The 18,131-nt window shown below is 63.3% G+C and carries 18 protein-coding genes, 1 tRNA gene, 1 other RNA gene and 1 pseudogene; 14 read left to right on the top strand and 7 right to left on the bottom strand.

Features of this window, described 5'->3' with window-relative positions; translation table 11 throughout:
• Positions 1-181: 181 nt before the first annotated feature.
• From gatC to DVK00_RS00255, 4 genes are all read left to right on the top strand, one after another.
• Complete coding sequence (gene gatC / locus DVK00_RS00270) at positions 182-460, top strand: Asp-tRNA(Asn)/Glu-tRNA(Gln) amidotransferase subunit GatC (protein ID WP_101350405.1); 279 nt, start codon at positions 182-184, stop codon at positions 458-460.
• Complete coding sequence (gatA, locus tag DVK00_RS00265) at positions 461-1,738, top strand: Asp-tRNA(Asn)/Glu-tRNA(Gln) amidotransferase subunit GatA (RefSeq protein WP_121577080.1); 1,278 nt, start codon at positions 461-463, stop codon at positions 1,736-1,738.
• Positions 1,739-1,994: 256 nt separating this feature from the next.
• Positions 1,995-3,128: a M48 family metallopeptidase gene (locus tag DVK00_RS00260; RefSeq protein WP_121577079.1), complete on the top strand. Its 1,134-nt coding sequence runs from the start codon at positions 1,995-1,997 to the stop codon at positions 3,126-3,128.
• A gap of 41 nt (positions 3,129-3,169) precedes the next feature.
• Positions 3,170-3,355, top strand: coding sequence for a hypothetical protein (locus DVK00_RS00255; protein ID WP_004516202.1), 186 nt, complete (start codon positions 3,170-3,172; stop codon positions 3,353-3,355).
• A gap of 31 nt (positions 3,356-3,386) precedes the next feature.
• Here DVK00_RS00255 and DVK00_RS00250 read toward each other — a convergent pair whose 3' ends face one another.
• On the bottom strand, positions 3,387-4,490 hold the full coding sequence (locus tag DVK00_RS00250; protein WP_101350403.1) for a glycosyltransferase: 1,104 nt from the start codon (positions 4,488-4,490) through the stop codon (positions 3,387-3,389).
• A gap of 102 nt (positions 4,491-4,592) precedes the next feature.
• On the opposite strand from DVK00_RS00250, the pseudogene DVK00_RS00245 reads away from it, so the two are divergent.
• Positions 4,593-5,933 (top strand): annotated as a pseudogene (locus DVK00_RS00245) (MFS transporter); the annotation flags it as partial.
• 19 nt (positions 5,934-5,952) lie between these two features.
• Here DVK00_RS00245 and DVK00_RS00240 read toward each other — a convergent pair.
• Complete coding sequence (locus DVK00_RS00240; RefSeq protein ID WP_101350401.1) at positions 5,953-7,002, bottom strand: glycosyltransferase family 4 protein; 1,050 nt, start codon at positions 7,000-7,002, stop codon at positions 5,953-5,955.
• Between the two features lie 120 nt (positions 7,003-7,122).
• Between DVK00_RS00240 and DVK00_RS00235 the strand changes: the two genes are divergently transcribed.
• The 4 genes from DVK00_RS00235 (at position 7,123) to gghA (ending at position 11,211) form a co-directional block, all read left to right on the top strand.
• Entirely contained in the window at positions 7,123-7,410 is a 288-nt protein-coding gene (locus DVK00_RS00235) for a ribonuclease P protein component 4 (protein WP_101350400.1), read from the top strand.
• A 52-nt stretch (positions 7,411-7,462) separates the two neighbouring features.
• On the top strand, positions 7,463-7,711 hold the full coding sequence (locus DVK00_RS00230) for a YhbY family RNA-binding protein (RefSeq protein WP_121513108.1): 249 nt from the start codon (positions 7,463-7,465) through the stop codon (positions 7,709-7,711).
• A complete protein-coding gene (locus tag DVK00_RS00225; protein WP_101350398.1) occupies positions 7,711-8,589 on the top strand; it encodes a mechanosensitive ion channel family protein in 879 nt (292 codons plus the stop codon). Before DVK00_RS00230 ends, DVK00_RS00225 begins: the two co-directional genes overlap by 1 nt.
• Positions 8,590-8,817: 228 nt before the next feature.
• On the top strand, positions 8,818-11,211 hold the full coding sequence (gene gghA, locus DVK00_RS00220) for a glucosylglycerol hydrolase (protein WP_121577078.1): 2,394 nt from the start codon (positions 8,818-8,820) through the stop codon (positions 11,209-11,211).
• A gap of 94 nt (positions 11,212-11,305) precedes the next feature.
• On the opposite strand, the gene DVK00_RS00215 is transcribed toward gghA, so the two are convergent.
• From DVK00_RS00215 to DVK00_RS00205, 3 genes are read right to left on the bottom strand one after another with little or no spacing between them, the layout of a single operon-like run.
• Positions 11,306-12,103 (bottom strand): ABC transporter ATP-binding protein, encoded by a 798-nt coding sequence (locus DVK00_RS00215; RefSeq protein ID WP_101350396.1) that lies wholly within the window; start codon positions 12,101-12,103, stop codon positions 11,306-11,308.
• Positions 12,094-12,936: an ABC transporter permease gene (locus DVK00_RS00210; RefSeq protein WP_101350395.1), complete on the bottom strand. Its 843-nt coding sequence runs from the start codon at positions 12,934-12,936 to the stop codon at positions 12,094-12,096. Before DVK00_RS00210 ends, DVK00_RS00215 begins: the two co-directional genes overlap by 10 nt.
• Entirely contained in the window at positions 12,933-13,958 is a 1,026-nt protein-coding gene (locus DVK00_RS00205) for an ABC transporter substrate-binding protein (RefSeq protein WP_198560180.1), read from the bottom strand. Before DVK00_RS00205 ends, DVK00_RS00210 begins: the two co-directional genes overlap by 4 nt.
• 608 nt (positions 13,959-14,566) lie before the next feature.
• Here DVK00_RS00205 and DVK00_RS00200 point away from each other — a divergent pair.
• From DVK00_RS00200 to DVK00_RS00190, 3 genes are all read left to right on the top strand, one after another.
• Positions 14,567-14,797 (top strand): hypothetical protein, encoded by a 231-nt coding sequence (locus DVK00_RS00200; protein WP_101350394.1) that lies wholly within the window; start codon positions 14,567-14,569, stop codon positions 14,795-14,797.
• Positions 14,798-14,806: 9 nt separating this feature from the next.
• A complete protein-coding gene (locus DVK00_RS00195) occupies positions 14,807-15,223 on the top strand; it encodes a PIN domain-containing protein (RefSeq protein WP_101350393.1) in 417 nt (138 codons plus the stop codon).
• A gap of 382 nt (positions 15,224-15,605) precedes the next feature.
• Positions 15,606-16,322, top strand: a complete 717-nt coding sequence (locus DVK00_RS00190; protein ID WP_101350392.1) for a ZIP family metal transporter — start codon at positions 15,606-15,608, stop codon at positions 16,320-16,322.
• A 376-nt stretch (positions 16,323-16,698) separates the two neighbouring features.
• On the opposite strand, the gene DVK00_RS00185 is transcribed toward DVK00_RS00190, so the two are convergent.
• Together DVK00_RS00185 and DVK00_RS00180 are read right to left on the bottom strand one after the other, a co-directional pair.
• Positions 16,699-16,773 (bottom strand) — tRNA-Arg (locus tag DVK00_RS00185).
• A 75-nt stretch (positions 16,774-16,848) separates the two neighbouring features.
• Entirely contained in the window at positions 16,849-17,124 is a 276-nt protein-coding gene (locus DVK00_RS00180; RefSeq protein WP_101350391.1) for a DUF5798 family protein, read from the bottom strand.
• A gap of 79 nt (positions 17,125-17,203) precedes the next feature.
• On the opposite strand from DVK00_RS00180, the gene DVK00_RS00175 reads away from it, so the two are divergent.
• Entirely contained in the window at positions 17,204-17,617 is a 414-nt protein-coding gene (locus DVK00_RS00175) for a hypothetical protein (RefSeq protein WP_101350390.1), read from the top strand.
• Between the two features lie 79 nt (positions 17,618-17,696).
• An RNA gene (gene ffs / locus DVK00_RS00170) (signal recognition particle sRNA) lies at positions 17,697-18,009 on the top strand.
• Positions 18,010-18,131 lie beyond the last annotated feature (122 nt).

The raw sequence follows: 18,131 nt of genomic DNA, 5'->3' as shown, positions 1-18,131 counted from the left end.
GTTGTATCCTATTGTTGTATCTACGGCGACTTAAAACTTTTGTCTGTTTCAGAAGTCCAATTTTCGGAACGGAAAACAAGAGTTGGCAAATCGTGTGTATTACCCCCACAATTGTTAACTTATTTATATTTCTGCCCGGTGTTTCGAAACGCTTACCGCGTATCCAGCACTCCGGCCCGACATGAGCGACCCCGCCGTCGATCCCGAGGAGGTCCGGCACGTCGCCGACCTCGCCCGTGTTGACCTCGCAGACGACGAGATCGAGCGGTTCACCGAGCAGTTCGGTGACATCCTCGACGCGTTCGAAGCGCTCGACGATGTGCCCGAGACAGAACGGGAGGCAGACCTCTCGAACGTGATGCGCCCCGACGAGATACGTGAAAGTCTCTCACAGGAGGACGCACTCCAGAACGCCAGCGACACCGAGGAAGGACAGTTCAAAGGACCGAAGGTGTCGTAGATGACGGCGTACAACGGCTACGTCACCGACGAGACAATCGAGGGGGCCGAGGACGGCCCGCTGGCGGACACGACCGTCGCAGTCAAGGACAACATCTCAACCGAAGGCGTCCGGACGACCTGTGGCTCGGCGATGCTTTCCGACTACGTCCCGCCCTACGACGCGACGGTCGTCCAGCGGCTGAAAGACGCCGGTGCGACCATCCCCGGCAAGACCAACATGGACGAGTTCGGGATGGGAACGACCACCGAAACGTCGGCGTTCGGCCCCGTCGAGAACCCCGTCGCCGAGGGCCGCGTCCCCGGCGGTTCCTCCGGTGGCTCGGCCGCCGTTGTCGCGGCCGGCGATGCTGACCTCGCGCTGGGGAGCGACACCGGCGGTTCCATCCGCTGTCCGGCTGCGTTCTGTGGCGTCGTCGGCATCAAACCGACCTACGGACTGGTCTCCCGGTACGGCCTCGTGGCCTACGCGAACAGCCTCGAACAGATAGGCCCCATCGCGCCGACCGTCGAGGACGCTGCAGAACTGCTGGACGTTATCGCCGGCCCGGACGAACACGATGCAACGACACAGGAAGCACCCGAGGCCGACGGTTCCTACGCGGCGGCTGCCGACGGTGACGTCGACGGACTCTCTATCGGTGTTCCGACAGAGCTGCTCAACGGGGCTGACCAAGAGGTTGTCGAGACGTTCTGGACGGCGTTGGACGACCTCGAAGCACAGGGCGCGAGCTACCACGAGGTTGACCTGCCCTCGGTCGAACACGCCGTCGAGGCGTACTACGTCATCGCCATGTCCGAGGCGTCCTCGAACCTCGCGCGGTTCGACGGCGTCCGCTACGGACAGTCGGGCGGCTACGACGGCAACTGGAACGATTCCTTCGCCAACGCCCGCGAGGAGGGCTTCGGCGAGGAGGTCAAGCGCCGGGTTCTCCTCGGAACGTACGCCCTTTCGGCGGGCTACCACGACAAGTACTACAAGAAGGCACAGGACGCCCGGGCGTGGGTCAAACAGGACTTCGACGAGGCGCTGGATGACGCCGACGTGTTGGCGTCACCAACGATGCCCGTCCCGCCGATGAAACGCGGCGAAAGCCTTGACGACCCGCTCACGATGTACCTGGCCGACGCCAACACGACCCCAGTGAACCTGGCGAACCTCCCGGCTATCTCCGTGCCGGCCGGCGAGACCGACGACGGGCTCCCCGTGGGCCTGCAACTGGTCGGACCGGCCTTCGGCGAACGCGAGATAATCCGCGCCGGCAGCGCGCTGGCGTAGGGACGCGAGTGAGCGGAGCGAACGAGCGATTTTTCGCCTACGTTTTTCGACGAGTGGTGCTCGCAGCGAACACAGTGAGTGAGGACACCCGAGGAACAAAAAGGTGGTTGGCGAGCGAGAAATAATCCGCGCCGGCAGCGCGCTAGCGTAGGGACACGAGTGAGCGGAGCGAACGAGTGATTTTTCGCCCGCGTCGCGGTCGACGGGTTTGCGCCCCGTCACGCTTTTTGAACAGGCTGGTGAAATAGACACGAGAGTGCCCCCCACCCACAGTACACGCCGGCTACGGCTGGGTGCCCTCCTGCTCGGGCTGGTCGCCTTCGACGCCCTCGCCGTGGTCACGGCGTACGTCCTGGCACACGTCGCGTACGGCTTGCTCCCGGCGCTTGGCCTCCCGGTCGGCGCGTCAGTCTGGACCCGGGGGTTTCATCTGGTCCCGCTCGGACCCGTGGTGCTCGCCGGGACACCGCTCGTGTTGGCCCTCCAGTGCTGCTTTGGCTACCGGGTCACGCTACGGGAGGCCGCCGGCGGCCCGGACCTGCCCGAGGCACCCGAGCCGGAAACCACCAGAGAGCGCTTCACCGCGATCAAACGCAAGCGGACTGCGACACAGCTCCGCAAGCGGGTCGCACGGCTGGCCCAGACGGTGGATATGGCAACGCCCGAAGTGCGCGTCATCGACTCGGCGACGCCGAACAGCTACGCCGCGAGCCGGCCCGGCGAGCGGACGCTGTTCGTGACGACGGCGCTCATCAACCAGCTTGCCGACGACGAGCTGGACGCCGTCCTCGCTCACGAACTCGCGCATCTGAAAAACGGCGACTCGTTCGTGATGACAGCGGCGGCGTTCCTGCCGATTGTGAGCGCACGCGCCACCCGGAGGCTTCGGACCACGCTCGAAACGTCGGTGTTCACTCACCGGTTCCTCGACGGAGAGATAAGCAGAAACGCCGTCGGCGCTGCCTATTTTCACCTCCCGCTGGTCGCGTTCGCGCTCGCCGCAGTACCGTTTACCGCGGCGCTGTATCTCGCCAGCACGACCTGTTACCGGCTGTTGTCCAGAGTCCGGGAGTACGCGGCGGACGCAGGCGGCGTCGCCATCTGTGGCTCCCCGGCGGCGCTCGCCAGTGCTCTGGAGACGCTGACAGCGGACCAGCGCCCGGCCACGGACATCCGAACTGCTGAGACCGGTGTGCGGGAACTGTGTGTGGTGCCGTACGCGATTGCAGACGGGACGCCCGACCCGCCGGAGGGACGGGCCGAACGGCTCGCCCACCGCTGGCGGAGCGTCTCCGAACGGCTGCTGCCCGGGTCGCATCCGGACGTCGAACGCCGCATCGCTGCGCTGGCAGAGCGACAGTCCGCCCGTGACCAGCACGAGCGCCCGTGACGAATGGGTACAGTTTACTCGCCGGCGGCCCGAAAGAGCGTATGAGCGACGACGCCGAAGGGCGACTCAGCTGGCTCCACTGGCCGACAGTCCTGAAGGGGCTGGCACTGGGAATCGGGGCTGGCCTGATACTGGCCGTCTCACTGGGGGATTTCTACCTCGGGATACTGCTCGGGACACTCAACGGGCTCGCGTTCGGTATCGGTTGGTCACACTCGCGGGCCTGAGCTGCGGAGTCCGGCGCTGTTCGGATGACGGTTACAGCACGCTAGCGTACACGTCGGCCAGTTTGTCGATGGCGTGCTCGACGCTGATTACGTCCCGCCGGGCAAGACAGCGCTCTCGAAGCTGTATCTGGTCATCGAGGACGCGCTCGATAGCCCGGCGAAAACCGTCGATGTCGCCTTCGTCGTATGAGTAGCCGGTTTCACCGTCTTCGATGGTGTCGCTGAGTGCGCCGGCGTCGACGCCCGCGACGGGCGTCCCACAGCAGTTGGCCTCCAGCGCGACCAGCCCCTGCGTTTCGACGGGGCTGGGGAACGCGAACACGTCAAGTGTCGAGTACAGCTCGGGAAGCTCCGCCCGGTCCAGAAAGCCGAGAAACCGCACGTCGACATCGCTGTGTTCGGCCGTCGCTTCGAGGGTTTCACGGGCCGGGCCGTCGCCGCCGAGCACGACAGTCACGTCCAGCCCCTCGCAGGCGGTGATGATGTCAGCTAGACATTTCTCGTAGCCGTGGCGGCCGGTGTAGCCGACGATGGGGCCGTCGGGGAGGTCGTAGCGGTCCCGGAAGTCGGTCGTGTCGACCGGTTCGAACACGGTCGTGTCGACGCCGTTCGGGACGACGGACACCGTTGTATCGAGGCCAATAGACTCCCGGAGATGGGTCGCTGCGCGCTCGCTTGGCGCGATAACGGTGTCGGCACGGCCAAGGAACCAGCGTTCGTAGCTCTCGGCGCTGGAGCGGACCGCTGACTCGACAGCGCCGTTGAAGGAGACGTACTCGGCGTACTCGCTCGTGGGCGTGTGATACGACGCGACGAACGGGATGTCAAGCTTCCCCGCGAGTCGCTGGCCAGCCATCCCGAGGCTGAACGGCGTGTGGGCGTGGACCAGTTCGGCGTCCCGGACGCCGTTCGGTATCTGTGGCATCCCGAGGCGAAAGCCCTCGTAGAACGGGAACGGGAGGCTCCGGACCGGGTACTCGTTGTCGGCGGGGTCGTGGTCGCTTTTCGGATAGACCACGCCCATGCGACCGCCGCGGTCGCGCCAGCGGTCCCGCCACGTCTGCACCGTGTAGGTCACCCCATTGACGGTCGGGAGATACGTGTCGGTAAACGTCGCGACGTGCGGCAGTGCCATCGCCGCGGCGTAGCAGGACCAGGGCTTAAACCGTTGCCATTGGCAAGCCACTAATCAGGTGATTGTCACCCGCCACCAAGCGCCAGAGCGCTTTTCCGGGACCGTGGTGGAGTGTGGGTAATGGACCGGGACGGCTGGCTGTACGCCTGGGCGCTCGCATCGGTGGCACTGGGCGCGGGTTCGCTGCTCGTGCCGCTGTATTTTGTCGCCATCGGCGGCGAAACGTTCATGCTGGGCGTCCTCGCCGGGGTGGCCGCCGCGGCGGGCGCGCCCGGCGCGCTCGTCTTCGGGCGCGTCGCCGACAAAACGGGGAAGCGCCGTTCGCTCGTCCTGGTCGCGCTGGGACTGGCGGTCATCGCCCTGGTGCTCGTCTCGCTGACGGAGCGGCCGTGGCTAGTCATCGTCGGCAACGGCCTGCTGTGGTTCGCGGCGGGCGCGGTCGCGCCGGTGCTGACCCTGCTCGTCACCGTCGGAACCGTCGAGCGGGACTGGCCCGCGCGGTTCGCTGTCCTGAACCGCTACCAGGGCTGGGGGTGGGCCGGCGGCCTCGTCCTCGGCCTCGTGTGGACGACGCTGCTCTCGGGACCGCTCGGTGAGGTTCCCGCCCAGCAGTCGCTGCTGTGGCTGTGTGCGGCCGCCGTTTCTCTGTCGATGGCGCTCGCGGCGAAGTGGCTACCGGCCGACCCCGACGAACTCGCCAGCCCACGAGCCAGCCGGCTCTCGCGGGCCATCGCCCGGTCGCGCCGGCTCCCGGTCAGGAGCGCGACGTTCCCGGTCGGCCCGGGCCGGCTGTACTGGCTCACGCGGTCGATACATCCACGGGACGTCGTGGCCCGGTTCACTCCGGCGCTGACGGTCTACTTCGGAGGCGTCGTCGCCTTCTTCGTCGGGTTCGGCGTGTTCTGGGGACCGTTGCCGCTGTATCTCTCGCGGACGCTCGGCTACAACTCCGGTCTGGTCTTTGCGCTGTATCTCGTCTCCAGCGTCGGGTCGGCGCTGTGGTACGACCGCGCCGGCAAACTCGCCGAGCGGTACGACCCGAGCGGGCTTCAGGTCGGCAGCCTGCTCGCCCGCGCGGCGCTTCACCCGGCCGTCGCCGTCGTGGGACTGCTCTTCTCGGCGGCGCTCGTCGGCACAGCGGTCACCGGCGTCGTGTTCGCCCTCATCGGCGTCGCCTGGGCTGTCATCGCCGTCACCGCGGCCAGCGTCGTCACCCAACTCGCGCCGGCGGCGATTCGCGGCGAGGCGCTCGGCATCTACACCGCCGTCTCTGGGCTGGCGAGCGGCGTCGGGTCGATACTCGGCGGCTGGCTTGGCGGCTACGGCTTTCTGCTCGCGTTCTCAGTCGCCGGTGCGCTGGTGTTTGTCGGCGCAGCACTGGTCGCAGTCGTCTGGCGTCGCTCACCGTCGGTAGCTGTCGCAACGGACCCCCGCTCAGCATAACAATCCGCTGGGGCGGCGATCAGACCAGTTTTTCGTACGTCTCGATCAGCCGACGACCGACCCGGTCTAAGCTGTGTTCTCTGGCCGTCTCTTTAGCGTTCTCTCCGAGTCGGTCCCGCAGGTCCGGGTTCTCGGCGAGACGCTCCAGTGCCTCGCGGAACTCCGTTTTGTCAGAACAGATGAGACAGTCGTGGCCGTCCTCGTAGTACTCTCGGAACACCGGAATATCGGAAAGGACGACCGCCTTCCCGCAGGCCATCGCCTCCAGCACGGCGATACCCTGATTCTCTGCCTTCGTCGGGAACAGGTACACGTCGCCGGCCCCGAACGCGCCGCGGATGTCCTCGACCCAGCCGGTGAACGTGACGTTCTCTGGCGGGTCGTTCACCCACTGCGAGACGGTCTTCGAGGCCTGTGGCCCGGCGTCGTATGGGCCGAACCACGCGAAGTCGTGCTCCGTTGCCTGTGCGAGTTCACAGAACGTCGTCAGCCCCTTGCGCTCGAAGACGTTGCCGACGGCGAAGACGACCATCCCGTCGAGGTCGTAGCGCCCGCGGTAGTCCTCGCGCATATCCTCGTAGCCTGCCAGCGCGTCGATGTCGACGCCGTTTGTCATCGGCCGTATCGGCGCATCGACCGGGTACGACTCGAGGATGTCCTTCGTGTACTCGGAGGGACAGAGCACGAGGTCGGCCTGCGAGTAGAACCACCGGAGGTACCGACCCAGTGCCGGCGCGACCAGGTTCGACCCGCGGAAGCTATCCCGGAAATCCTCGCGGGTGACGTGGGCGTGCAGGACGAGCGGGATGTCTGCCTGCGCCGCGTGTTGTGCCACAGCGACGGACCCCGGTCCGATCATGTTGCAGTGAGCGATGTCAAACGCTCGGAACACCGGATCGTTGAAGGCGATATTGCCACCCAGTGCCCACGCCGGATGGCCCTCCTGCCAGGGCGTCGTCTCCACCTCGATGTCGGTCTCGGACAGCGCCGCCCGCTGGTGGTCCACGGCAGTTCCGATGCCCGACCGGTCGAGGCGGTCGGCTAGTTCGAGATAGTTCAGGACGCGCACGTCTCGGGCAACTCCACCGGGGCCGAAAATCCTATCGACTTTCCCTGTGAGGGGTTGTAATAGATCGCAGTTGCCAGCTCGTTCGGAAGGCATTTTCCCGCCGCCGACCCAGTACCGCCAATGACGGACGAGGCGACCATCGCCCGCGAGCGTATCGAGCGCCTCCAGTCGCTCGCTCGCGAGGCCGTCCAGGCTGGCAACGAAGACCGTGCTCGGTCGTACGTCCGGCGCGCGCGACGCGTCGCGGAGCGTCACCGTCTGCGGCTGCCGCGGTCGTTCGAGCGGTCGACATGTGACGCCTGCGACACGTATCTCTTGCACGGCCACAACGCCCGCTCGCGAACCCAGTCCGGCCACGTCGTCATCACCTGCGACTGTGGGTCACAGTCCCGCTACCCGTACGACTGAGGATTCTTTACGACTACTGGTTTTAAGGGGCTGTCCGCGCTAAACCGTGTACATGAGTGACTCTTCTCGACAGTCTCGGATACACGACCTCGACGCGACACTCCGCGTCGGCAAACACGGCATCGAATCAGTAGCGGACGAACTCGATGACCAGCTGGAGAACACCGACCTGGTGAAAGTCAAGTTCCTCCGCTCGTCCCGCGGCGGCACGACGACCGAGGAACTCGCCGACGACCTTGCTGAGCTGGTCAACGCCACCGTGATTCAGGTTCGGGGACACACTGCTGTGTTTGAGAAATGATGCAGGTCCAGCCACTCGCCGACCTACTCAACGGGCTCGGTGTGCCAGCGGCCGGCTCTATCGCTTCGGCAGTGGTCTTCGTCGTTGTCTTCGCCCTCGTCTACGTTCTGGGGAAGGCAATCGTCCTGCCTATCGTCGACCGCTCGCTCAAGTCCCGCGACCTCGATACGCACGCTCGGCGGCCGCTGAAGAAGGTCGTCAGCATCGGTATCGTGTTCGTCGCCATCTCCGTCGCCTTCGGGATGGCCGAGTACGGGAACTTCCTGCAGTCGCTGGCGACCATCGCCGCGGCAGCGACGCTGGCCATCGGCTTCGCGATGCAGGATGTCATCAAGAACTTCGTTGCCGGCGTGTTCATCTACACCGACAAGCCGTTCCGCATCGGTGACTGGATCGAGTGGGACGGTAACTCAGGCGTCGTTGAGGACATTAGCCTCCGTGTGACTCGCGTCCGGACCTTCGACAACGAACTGCTTACCGTGCCGAACTCGAATCTGACCGACGGCGTCATCAAAAACCCTGTCGCAAAGGACCAGCTCCGATTGAAGTTCGTGTTCGGCATCGACTACGACGACGACATCGACGAAGCGACTGAAATCATTCTCGACGAGGCCAGGGCACACCCGGGGATTATGGACGACCCCGAGCCCTCCGTTCGCCTCGTTGAACTCGGTGATTCCTCTGTCGGACTCCAGTCCCGTATCTGGATCGAAAACCCCAGTCGGTCCGACTTCGTCAAGACCCGCGCCGAGTACGTCAAGTCAGTCAAGCAGCGGTTCGATGCCGAGGACATCAATATGCCGTATCCGAACCGGACCATCGGCGGCGGGCTGGAGATGACCGGACTCGACAGCGTCGTGGAACCGGCCGACGACTGAGGGCAGGGCGGCGGCTTTTTTGTGGGCGACCGCGGCACGTGACTGCTGTCCCGGCAGCTGGTGGTCGGCTCGATACTGTAATTTTCGCCTGCGTGAACGGGCTGACCAGAGGCAACGCTCTCGGCTGTGCGGGTGGGGCACAGGTAGTGATGTGAGGGAAACGCTCATATTGTGTGTGAGAGACATACGTGCTATGAACGAATCGGACAGGCAATGGGATGACGTCTGATGGCGCGTTCCAGTTTCCGACCCGATGCGACCGACGCGCTGTGTACCTGGCAGCGTGACCGACTCGACGAGCACGAGAGTCGGTTCGACGCGGCGACGCAAATCACGTCCCGGCTCGGTGCACACTGGCGAGACAGCCACGCGGAGTTCGGGTTCTGGACGCCGGAACTCGTCGGTGCGGTGCCGGCCGAATCTGTGGAACTCGAACTGTTGACGGCGACAGAGCCGGTCGACCTGGCCGCCGCTGAGCAGACCGTCGCCTTCGACAGACAGCTCGTGGAGACGCGCCGGGAAGGGGAGTTTACGTGGGCGGCGGTTGACGGACCACGGCCGGGGACTCGCGACCAGCTCGGGACGCTCTACCGCCTCAGCTACGAGCAGGACGGCAGCCGGGAGACCATCACGGATCCGTTTGCGGACTCACTGCCCTTCGGTGCCTACGGCCCGCCGGAGCTGTACGACATGGACCGCCTCGATGAGCGCCGAGACGACCGTGCGTACTTCCAAGCGCTCGCAGAGGACGGTGCCGCCCCGCACGCCCACGAGGACGACGGATTGCCCCGATTCGAGCCTGCGACGAGCATGCTCGAAGTCCACCCGGGGACCGCAACCGAGTCGGGCACGCTCGCTGGCCTCACCGATGTCTTCGACCGAATCGGTCAGAAACAGCGCGACGGCGAGGCGCTGACGCCGGCTGAACGCAACTTCACCGGGTACGACGCCGTCCAGCTAATGCCGCTCGCCCCCATCACACAGAACGAAGACGAACTGGGCTACTGGCTCCCCGAGGCCGAGAGCGAGGGGCAGCTCACGGCGACAGTCAGGCGCCCCGACATGATAAACTGGGGGTACGACATTGTCATCTCCGGGTTCGGAACGGTCAACCCGGCCATCTTAGAGAGCCGTCGGCCGGACGAACTCGTCGACCTCATCGCGACCTTGCACACGATGCCGGACCCGGTCAAGGTCGTCTTCGACATCGCGCTGGGCCACGCCGACAACGGCGCGCTCCCACTGCTCAACGACGAGTGGTTCGCCGGACCGGGGATGTACGGGCAGGAGCTTGATTACACCCAGCCGGTCGTCCGTGCGGGCCTGCTCGAACTCCAGCGCCGCAAGATGGACTTCGGGGCGGACGGGATCCGCGTCGACGGCGCACAGGACTTCACGAACTGGGACCCCGAGGCCGAGGAGGAGTACCACGACGACGAGTACCTCGCCGAGATGGACCGGGTGACACAGGAGGTGGCCGGTGTCGAGTACCGTCCGTGGATGATCTACGAGGACGGCCGCCCGTGGCCGCGCTCGGACTGGGAACTCGCGTCGACGTACCGGACGCTCATCGAGGAACACCCCCACGCCTACCAGTGGGGGCCGGTCACGTTCGCCCACAATACGCCGGCATTGCAGACGTTCTGGGCGACGAAGTGGTGGCGCGTCCGCGAGGTCGCGGACACGGGCGAGAACTGGATCTCCGGGGTCGCGAACCACGACACGATCCGCCGCGGGACACAGCTCGAACCGGACCCGCCGTTCAGCCAGCCACAGATAAACCGATATCTCGGCGACAGCCGGCAGGAGCAACTCGAACGGGCCTACAACAATCCCGCCACGACGATCCTGTTTCACGGCTTCATGCCCGGCTGTCCGATGGATTTCACGCACGCCAACATGCGAGCCCCGTGGGGCTTCGTCCGCGACACGGACGCCGTCTGGAACCTGAAAGTCCTCGCCGAGGAGAAGAACTTCCCCGAATGGCAGATACGGGACCGCGACTTCGAAGACGACCGGTTTTTCACCCGTCTCAAGGAGTGGGGATTCGAAAGCCGCGCGGAACTGAGCGCGTTCCTGACGTGTCTCAGCGACACGGTCAGCATGACCGACTACGACAAGGCGGAAATGGCAGCGCTACTTTCTGTGGTCGGGACACCCGTCGGCGACGACCTCTCCGTCGAGGACCTGGAACAACTGGGTCTCGACTGGATGCGGGACATCGCTCACTTCGCCACGCTCTCACACTGGACCGACACACAGGACGACGACCGAACCGCGTTCGACCTCGAAGTCAGACGGTTCCGCCACGAGCACGACTGGGTGACGACAGACCTTACGGGCGAAGATGTACTCGACTACGTCTATCCGACTGACGGGACAGTACTGTACTACGGCTACCGCACCGATTCGGAGACCGGCGAAGAACTCCTGTTCGTGGGGACCATGGAAGGCGTTGCCGAAACCGTCACTCCCAGTCATCTCGTCGATGTCGACGAAAACGGGTGGGATGTCGCGCTCGCCTCCCCAGGGCTGGCAGTCAAGGACCCGGGCGAACCGGTAACGCTCGCTGACAGCCAGGCCGTGCTCTTCAGTCGATCTACTGCGAACGGGCCGTTGTGACACTATCTCATAGGACGGCGTGTTCACTGCGACGTAGAGCGATAGTGTGGCGGCCCTGCTACATGGGCCATCTTTCGAGGCAGGAAGAGCTGTCTTATCGACTGCTTTGGCTAGCACCAGGTGTCTGACCGAGTTCCGCTCGGATGCGTGCGACGTACTCAACGAACCGGTGGGACGTTCGCTCTCGGGGACGGTCTATGTCGACGGTGACTGTCGACTGGACAGTGCCGGGGTCGTCGTCCAATACAACGACCCTGTCAGCTAGTTTCACGGCCTCGTCGATATCGTGAGTGACGAAGACGACCGTCTGGCGGGTTTCGGCCCAGATATCGAGCAGTTCGTCGTGGAGTCGGTCGCGTGTTCTGGCATCTACGCTGCCGAAAGGCTCGTCCAGCAACAGTATCTCCGGATCGACAGCGAGCGCACGGGCGATGCCGACGCGCTGTTTCATCCCACCCGAGAGCTCTTTGGGATACGCATCCTCAAACCCTGACAGACCGACGAGGTCGACCAGTTCCCGTATCCGCCCTTCACAATCGGGACAGTCACACGCGGGCCGGTCGAGACCAAAACGGATATTCCCCCGGACCGTCAGCCACGGGAATAGCGCGTACTCTTGAAAAACCATCCCGCGGTCAAGCCCCGGCTCCGTGACCCGGTCGTCGTCGACCAGAATCGAGCCGCTGTCGGTGTCCTCGAGGCCCGCTATCGTTCGCAACAACGTCGTCTTGCCACAGCCCGACGGACCGACGATACAGCAGAACTCGCCTTCCCGAACGGAGAGTGAGACACCCGAGAGTGCCTGTACGGAGTCGTAGGCCTTACTGACACCGTCGACGACGATTTTCCGACCCGCTTTGGCCGGGTCCGACGACCGTTCACTCAGCGCCATGCGAGAGCCCTCCGTTCGAATAGCCGGAAGCCAACGTCCATCGTAAGGAAGGCGAGGCTGATGAGGAACATGTACGCGACGCTGGTCTCCATCGCGAGGTTGTTCGCGGCGTTGATGATCTCGTAGCCGACACCGGGCGCACCGAACAGTTCGGCCCCGACGACAATCATCCAGCAGCGTCCGATGCTGGTACGGAAGCCCGTCAGCAGCTGCGGGGCGGCACTCGGGAGCGCGACCAGCTTCAGCATCGACAGGTCCCGTTTGACTCCCAGCGTCGATGCGGCGTCGGTGAGTTCGCTCGAAACGCCCTCGACGCCGCCGTAGGCGGCATAGAAGTTAATCCAGAACGCGCCGACGAAGACGATGAAGGCCGCTCCCGTGTGATGGATACCGAACCAGACGATGGCGAAAACGACCCACGCCAGCGGCGGAATCGGCCGCAGCACCCGGACGAGTGGCCGCAGCCAGTCGTCTAGCACGTCGTGCCAGCCCATCGCCAGTCCGAGGCTACTGCCACAGGCGGCACCCAGCAGTAGGCCCGGGATGTAATGAAACAGGGTCTGTGTGAGATGTGCAAGTCCCGTCGGCAAGACGAGTTCCAGTCCGGCGAGCGGGGCGACGATTCGTGTCGAGGTTGCGAACAGCTGGACGAAGGCGCGTGCGGAGTCGACGGGTCCCGGAACCAGATACGACGGCTGCGTCGTCAGCGCTCCGACCCACCAGATAAGCAGGAAACTCGCCAGGCCCCCGAGGCCACGGAGATATCGCCGTGCTTCTCTCTCGACGCCTCCGTCCAGCAGCGTCTCGGGACCGGTGTCGGTGGGCGCGCTCATGACTCGATGGCGTCGTAGGGGCCGAAGGCGAACAGTTCCTCACTCGGCACCGGTTCGTCGATGTTTCCGACGCTCGCAACGAACTCGCCCATCGTCGCGGTCTGCTCGGTGACAGCATGCGGGTCCGAGATGAAATCGGACGCCTGTGACTCGAAGGCCGCCTGAGCGAGTTCCTCGCTTACACCCGAGCCGATGACCGACGCGGCGTGGCCCGCGGCCACGTCCGGTGCGCTCGCTGTGAATGCGGTCGCTACGGTGTGCTGTTCGACCAGTGACCGTGCGATATCGCTCGCGTCGATGACCTGCTGAGTCGCGTAGAGCACCGTCACTGGATGGTTCTCCAGGACAGTCCCCGACCATTCGAGTTCGCCGTAGCCGTCTTCACGGCCGATTATCGTCGCGAACGGCTCCTGAATGACGGTCGCATCGATATCGCCCGACTGAATTGTCTGGACCGCTTTCGCCGGTGGAACCTTCGACTTGTCGATGACGGTGTCAATTTCCCCGGCGTCGAGAGCCTCTTGAATCCAGTACCGGAGCACAATGTCGGGAACGCTCCCATCCGGTGGGACACCGAACCGGATTTTTCGTCCGTTCTCACGCTCGAAGCGGTCGAAAACGGCGTCGGCCTCTTGCTCGTACAGGTCGACGAGCTTGCTTGTCCCCATAATCTTGAACCCGTTTCGTGAATTCGCAGCGAGAACACCTGCGTGCGTGCCTCTGTCGGCGAGTACCATCGCCGGAGTGACGCCAAAGAACGCGACATCGACGTCCCCACTGGCAAACGCTGTGACGACACTGGGGCCCGAGCTAAAACGCTCGACAGTGACCTCTGCCGGGACAGCGTCGTAGTAGCCCTCCCGTTCCATTACGTAGTGTTGCATGTTGGGGTAGATCGGGACGTACCCTACAGTCACGGAATCAAGCGAGGCCGCACCCTGGCCGAGACAGCCGGTTACCGTCGTCGCGGCTGCACTAGCGCCAGCCGTCTGCAGTAGTCGTCGCCGCGTGATAGATACCATCTGTGTTATTAAATATACAGCTATTTCTAATAATTCCTGTGATAATAGAATCTTGTGTTAGTAATAATGTATCGGCACAGGCGCTCCTTCCGTGTTCTCTCAAGCCGGATAGTAGATGGGTCGGTGAACACAGTCACTTTACCACTGTTACGGGACGCTCCCGTCGGTGTTTGACGGCGAAGCTATCGTGGTCGCTGTACTGGCAGCTACGGTAGGTCACTGCAGCGCAACCCGACGACCAGGTCCGCTCTCTGGACTCTTTCAGACGCTCGCCACTTGCCCTTACAGTATCGGGTGTTTCGACCAGTACATCGACCTGATAGTGGTCGGCATCGAACGGTAGCGCTTCAGGTCCCGAGCGATTGGACGCGTGCAGACGGCTACGTGCGCCGTGGACTTGATTACCGTCACGCCGGCTCCGCCCTGCTGCAAATTCCACAGGCAACACTCTTCAGTTCGTACTGTCTGCTCGCAGCAAAATGCCACGGGCGCTGAGGGCGCTCGCTCGACTGGTGAACGAAGTCCATTGTTTGGCCTGAGGCGGCCAAAATCAGTGGTCCTAAGATTCACCGAAAAACACAGTATTCTGTGAACACATAGCTTGCTGTATGCCCAGTATCACTGTCAACGTGGACGACGACCTCAAGGAACGCATGGAAAGACACCCCGAGATCAACTGGAGCGAGGTCACACGACAGGCCATCGAAGAGAAGATCGAGGCGCTCGAAGTGATGGACGAACTCACCAGTGAGAGCGAACTCACCGAGACCGACGTACAGGAGATCGCCGACAAGATAAACGAGCGTGGACGGAAGCGCGTCGACGAAGAATCGGCGTAGACACGACGAATAAAACTGGTCATCGACGCCAACGTCGTCATCTCTGCCCTCATCGCTGATTCGAAAACGCGAGAACTCATCGTCACACTCGAACCGGACCTCTTGACACCGGCATTCGTCCACGACGAGATCGATAGCTACAAACGACTGATCGCGGAGAAGTCCGGGATGGAACCGGACCGCGTGGCACAGTTCGTCGATCTCCTGTTCCAGTACATCGAAGTCGTTCCTGCCGGAGACTTCCACCCAGCTATCAAGCACGCAGACGAAGCAATCGGTGACACCGACCCCGACGACGTTCTCTATCTGGCGTGCGCGATTGCCAACGATGCAGCTATCTGGAGCGATGATGCCGACTTCGAGGAACAGAACCTGGTCGAGACGTACTCCACGGGTGACGTGATTAACTCGTTCGATACCCGCTGAGTGATTGAGTTTCTTAGCGGCGTACAGTGTGACTAGAGGTAAATCACCGGAAGGCACAAGCCCTGTCCCAACCGCTTGACGAGCGAAGGAAAGCAACAACATTGCGTTCATAGAGAATTTCGGGCCAACGCTGTCGGGCAGTTTGGGTGGTGAAAATCCGCGACGGGCGCTGAGGGCGCTCGCTCGACTGGTGGACGGGTTTCCTTGTTGGGCTTGAGGCATCGTAATCCACGGTGTCGAATGCCCGTTATATGTGAGAAACCAGACTTTCTCGTGGGCTCGTGCTGAATACACAGCACATAGCCAGCAGCGACGCGTCCACTGCCGGACCAGTGAACAGTATCTGATAAACACTCTTGACGCTTCGGTCAGCAGGGACCGTATGGTACTGGTTCAGGCGCTGTCGTACACCGCGCTCGCGGTTGTGGCCGCCTTGGTGGGCGGCGTAATCGCCATCTCCTATCCACCGGGGCCGCAGATGGAAAGCAACATTCAGCACTTCGCGGCCGGAGTTGTGATCGCCGCCGTTGCCGCTGAGTTGCTCCCGAACATTCACGACCGGGCACCCCGAGTCGTAGTGCTTGGGTTCGCCATCGGGGTTGCGACGATGTTGGGCATCCACCGGCTGAGTAAGACCATCGAGAAGCGCGATATTGGCGGCCAGTTTGCTGGCGCGGCGGGGTTGCTCATCACCGTGAGTATCGATATGCTCATTGACGGAGTCCTCATTGGGGTAACCTTCCTTGACAATCCCGACACCGGCGTCATCATCGCCGTGGCGCTGGCCATCGAGGTGCTCTTCCTCGGTGTTGCTGGCGTCATCGCACTCCCACGAGATATCGGGGTGGTCAAGAAACTCGCAGTCCCGACAGTCTTCGGACTGCTGCTCGCGTCAGGCGTAACTGGTGGCGTGCTTGCACTTGACGGAGTAACCGGCGCCCCCATCGCGATTATCCTCGCCTTCGGTTCCGCTGCCCTGCTGTACCTCGTCACCGAGGAACTGCTGGTGAAGGCCGGGAAAGTTCCCGAGACACCGGTGTCGACGACGCTCTTCTTCGTCGGCTTCCTCGCAATCTTCCTGCTTGATATGCTCCACTGAGACGGCGATCAAAGCGAGAAAGAGAGCCGTTATCCACTTGACCGGACCCGGGACAGCTCACACGCCACAGGCGCGTCGGGTAGTGGTCGTCGGACCAGACGTGACTGTTGAACTCCTTCTATATATTCAGCACGGAACACTTGACAGCGTTCGAGGCGGTTCCTGAATGCCGTGAGTTTCCGATACAAGCGGTGGTGACCCCTCAATTGCCGATTGATTTTTTCAGAGACGAACGGTGCAGATGTAGGCGAATCACCAGACGATACCGCTCCAGTTCAGAACCGTTCGATTGTTGAACGAAAGGAACCGAGATTATAAATCCAGAATCTGCGATTAGAAGGATTTAAAACCGAAAATTCGCCGGAACTAACCGATACGGGCGCTGAGGGATTTGAACCCCCGACGGTTTGGTCCGAAGCCAAGCACTCTGTCCAAGCTGAGCTAAGCGCCCTACGTACAATGGTATGATGACGTTATGGTTTAAACCAACCGGTTCCGCCGCGCTCATGGTACCGCTGTCTGGGAGTTACTCTGAAGCCGCTTCAGCTGTGTTCTTATCAGTGTCAGCGGCGACTTCGGCCACGACTGCCTCCGGGTCGACGCCCCGTTCTTCGGCGAGTGCCTCGATGAGCGCGCGCTGTTCGGCCAGTTCCTGCTCCATCCCGTCGACGCGGGTGTTCGTCTCGTCGACAGTGCTTCGCAGGTCTTCGAGCTGTGTTTTCAGCTCGTTGACCTTCTTGTAGAGGTCCTCTGCAATGTCGGCGACCTTCTGTATCTTTTTCGCGGTGGAACCCAGTCCCATGGTCACGGATACGGAGAGCCGACATTTCCTCGTTTCGCTCGAACGTCGCTGTTAAGACGCCGCCGGCCACAGCGACGATATGGACGACCTGCGGCTCGCTCCAACTGTCGGTATCGTCGGCTGCGTTCTGTATCTCCTTGCGCTCGCGGTTCCGTACGGCCTCGTCGAGACCGCGAGCGCCGTGGGAGCGTACTACAACTCGGGGGCGTTGTCCCCGCTGTTGCCGGGCGTGTTCGCGCTCGTCTGCATTATCGTGCTGGCGGCCGGCCGCGAGGGGCGGTCGGACCCGAGCGTCGCGGCGGGCGCGAGCATCGGCATGGGCGTGTTCATCGTCGCTTTGAGTCTCCTCTGGGCGGTCACCGTCCCCGAGAGCCTCGTGTTGGGGCTGACCGAGTCAACGCTGATGGAACATCACCGCTGGGGCGTTGTCGCCGTCGGCTGTCTCATCCCGCTCGGTGGCACGTGGTTCGCGCGGGCGCTGGACCTGCTGTAGGCCCGTCTGCCCACTGGGGCGTCGTCCAGCGGTCTGTGGGCGCATCCGAAAGGCCCTTATGGGGTGGCGGCGGACTTTCAGATGGACTAGGTCGGGGGGCTAGGCCCCCCTCCTCGCCCGCACTGTGGTCTTGAGCGGGGACCGAACACCGGGGGCGTCCGGTCTGACGGACGTGGACCCCGTAAGCTAACGTGGAAGCCTCGTCCCACGGGGACGGCGGTCCGCGTGGTCGCACCTGCAGGGGTGTGCCCACGTGGTTAAACGATGGCACCCCGCCAGGCACGGAAGTGAGCAGCGGACCATCGAACACCCGTCGCTCGTGGGGTCGCGGGGTGGAGGAGGCAAACGGGATTACCCGCGTCCGAACGCCGGGCTATCCTGGCTGTCCGTTCCATTCATACTTTCTGCACCGACAACCAGTGTCGTATAGGCACACCGCCGGAGACTCTGTAGGTGTGCCAGTAGAACAGCCGTGTTTCGGAGTGGATTGTGCCGGGAACCGTGCCATCGACAG

Origin of the sequence: Haloarcula sp. Atlit-47R (genome assembly GCF_003665985.1) — an archaeon.
Lineage (GTDB): Archaea > Halobacteriota > Halobacteria > Halobacteriales > Haloarculaceae > Haloarcula > Haloarcula taiwanensis.
The sequence above is the reverse complement of the archived record's forward strand: the minus strand, read 5'-3'. Positions and strand labels throughout refer to the sequence as shown.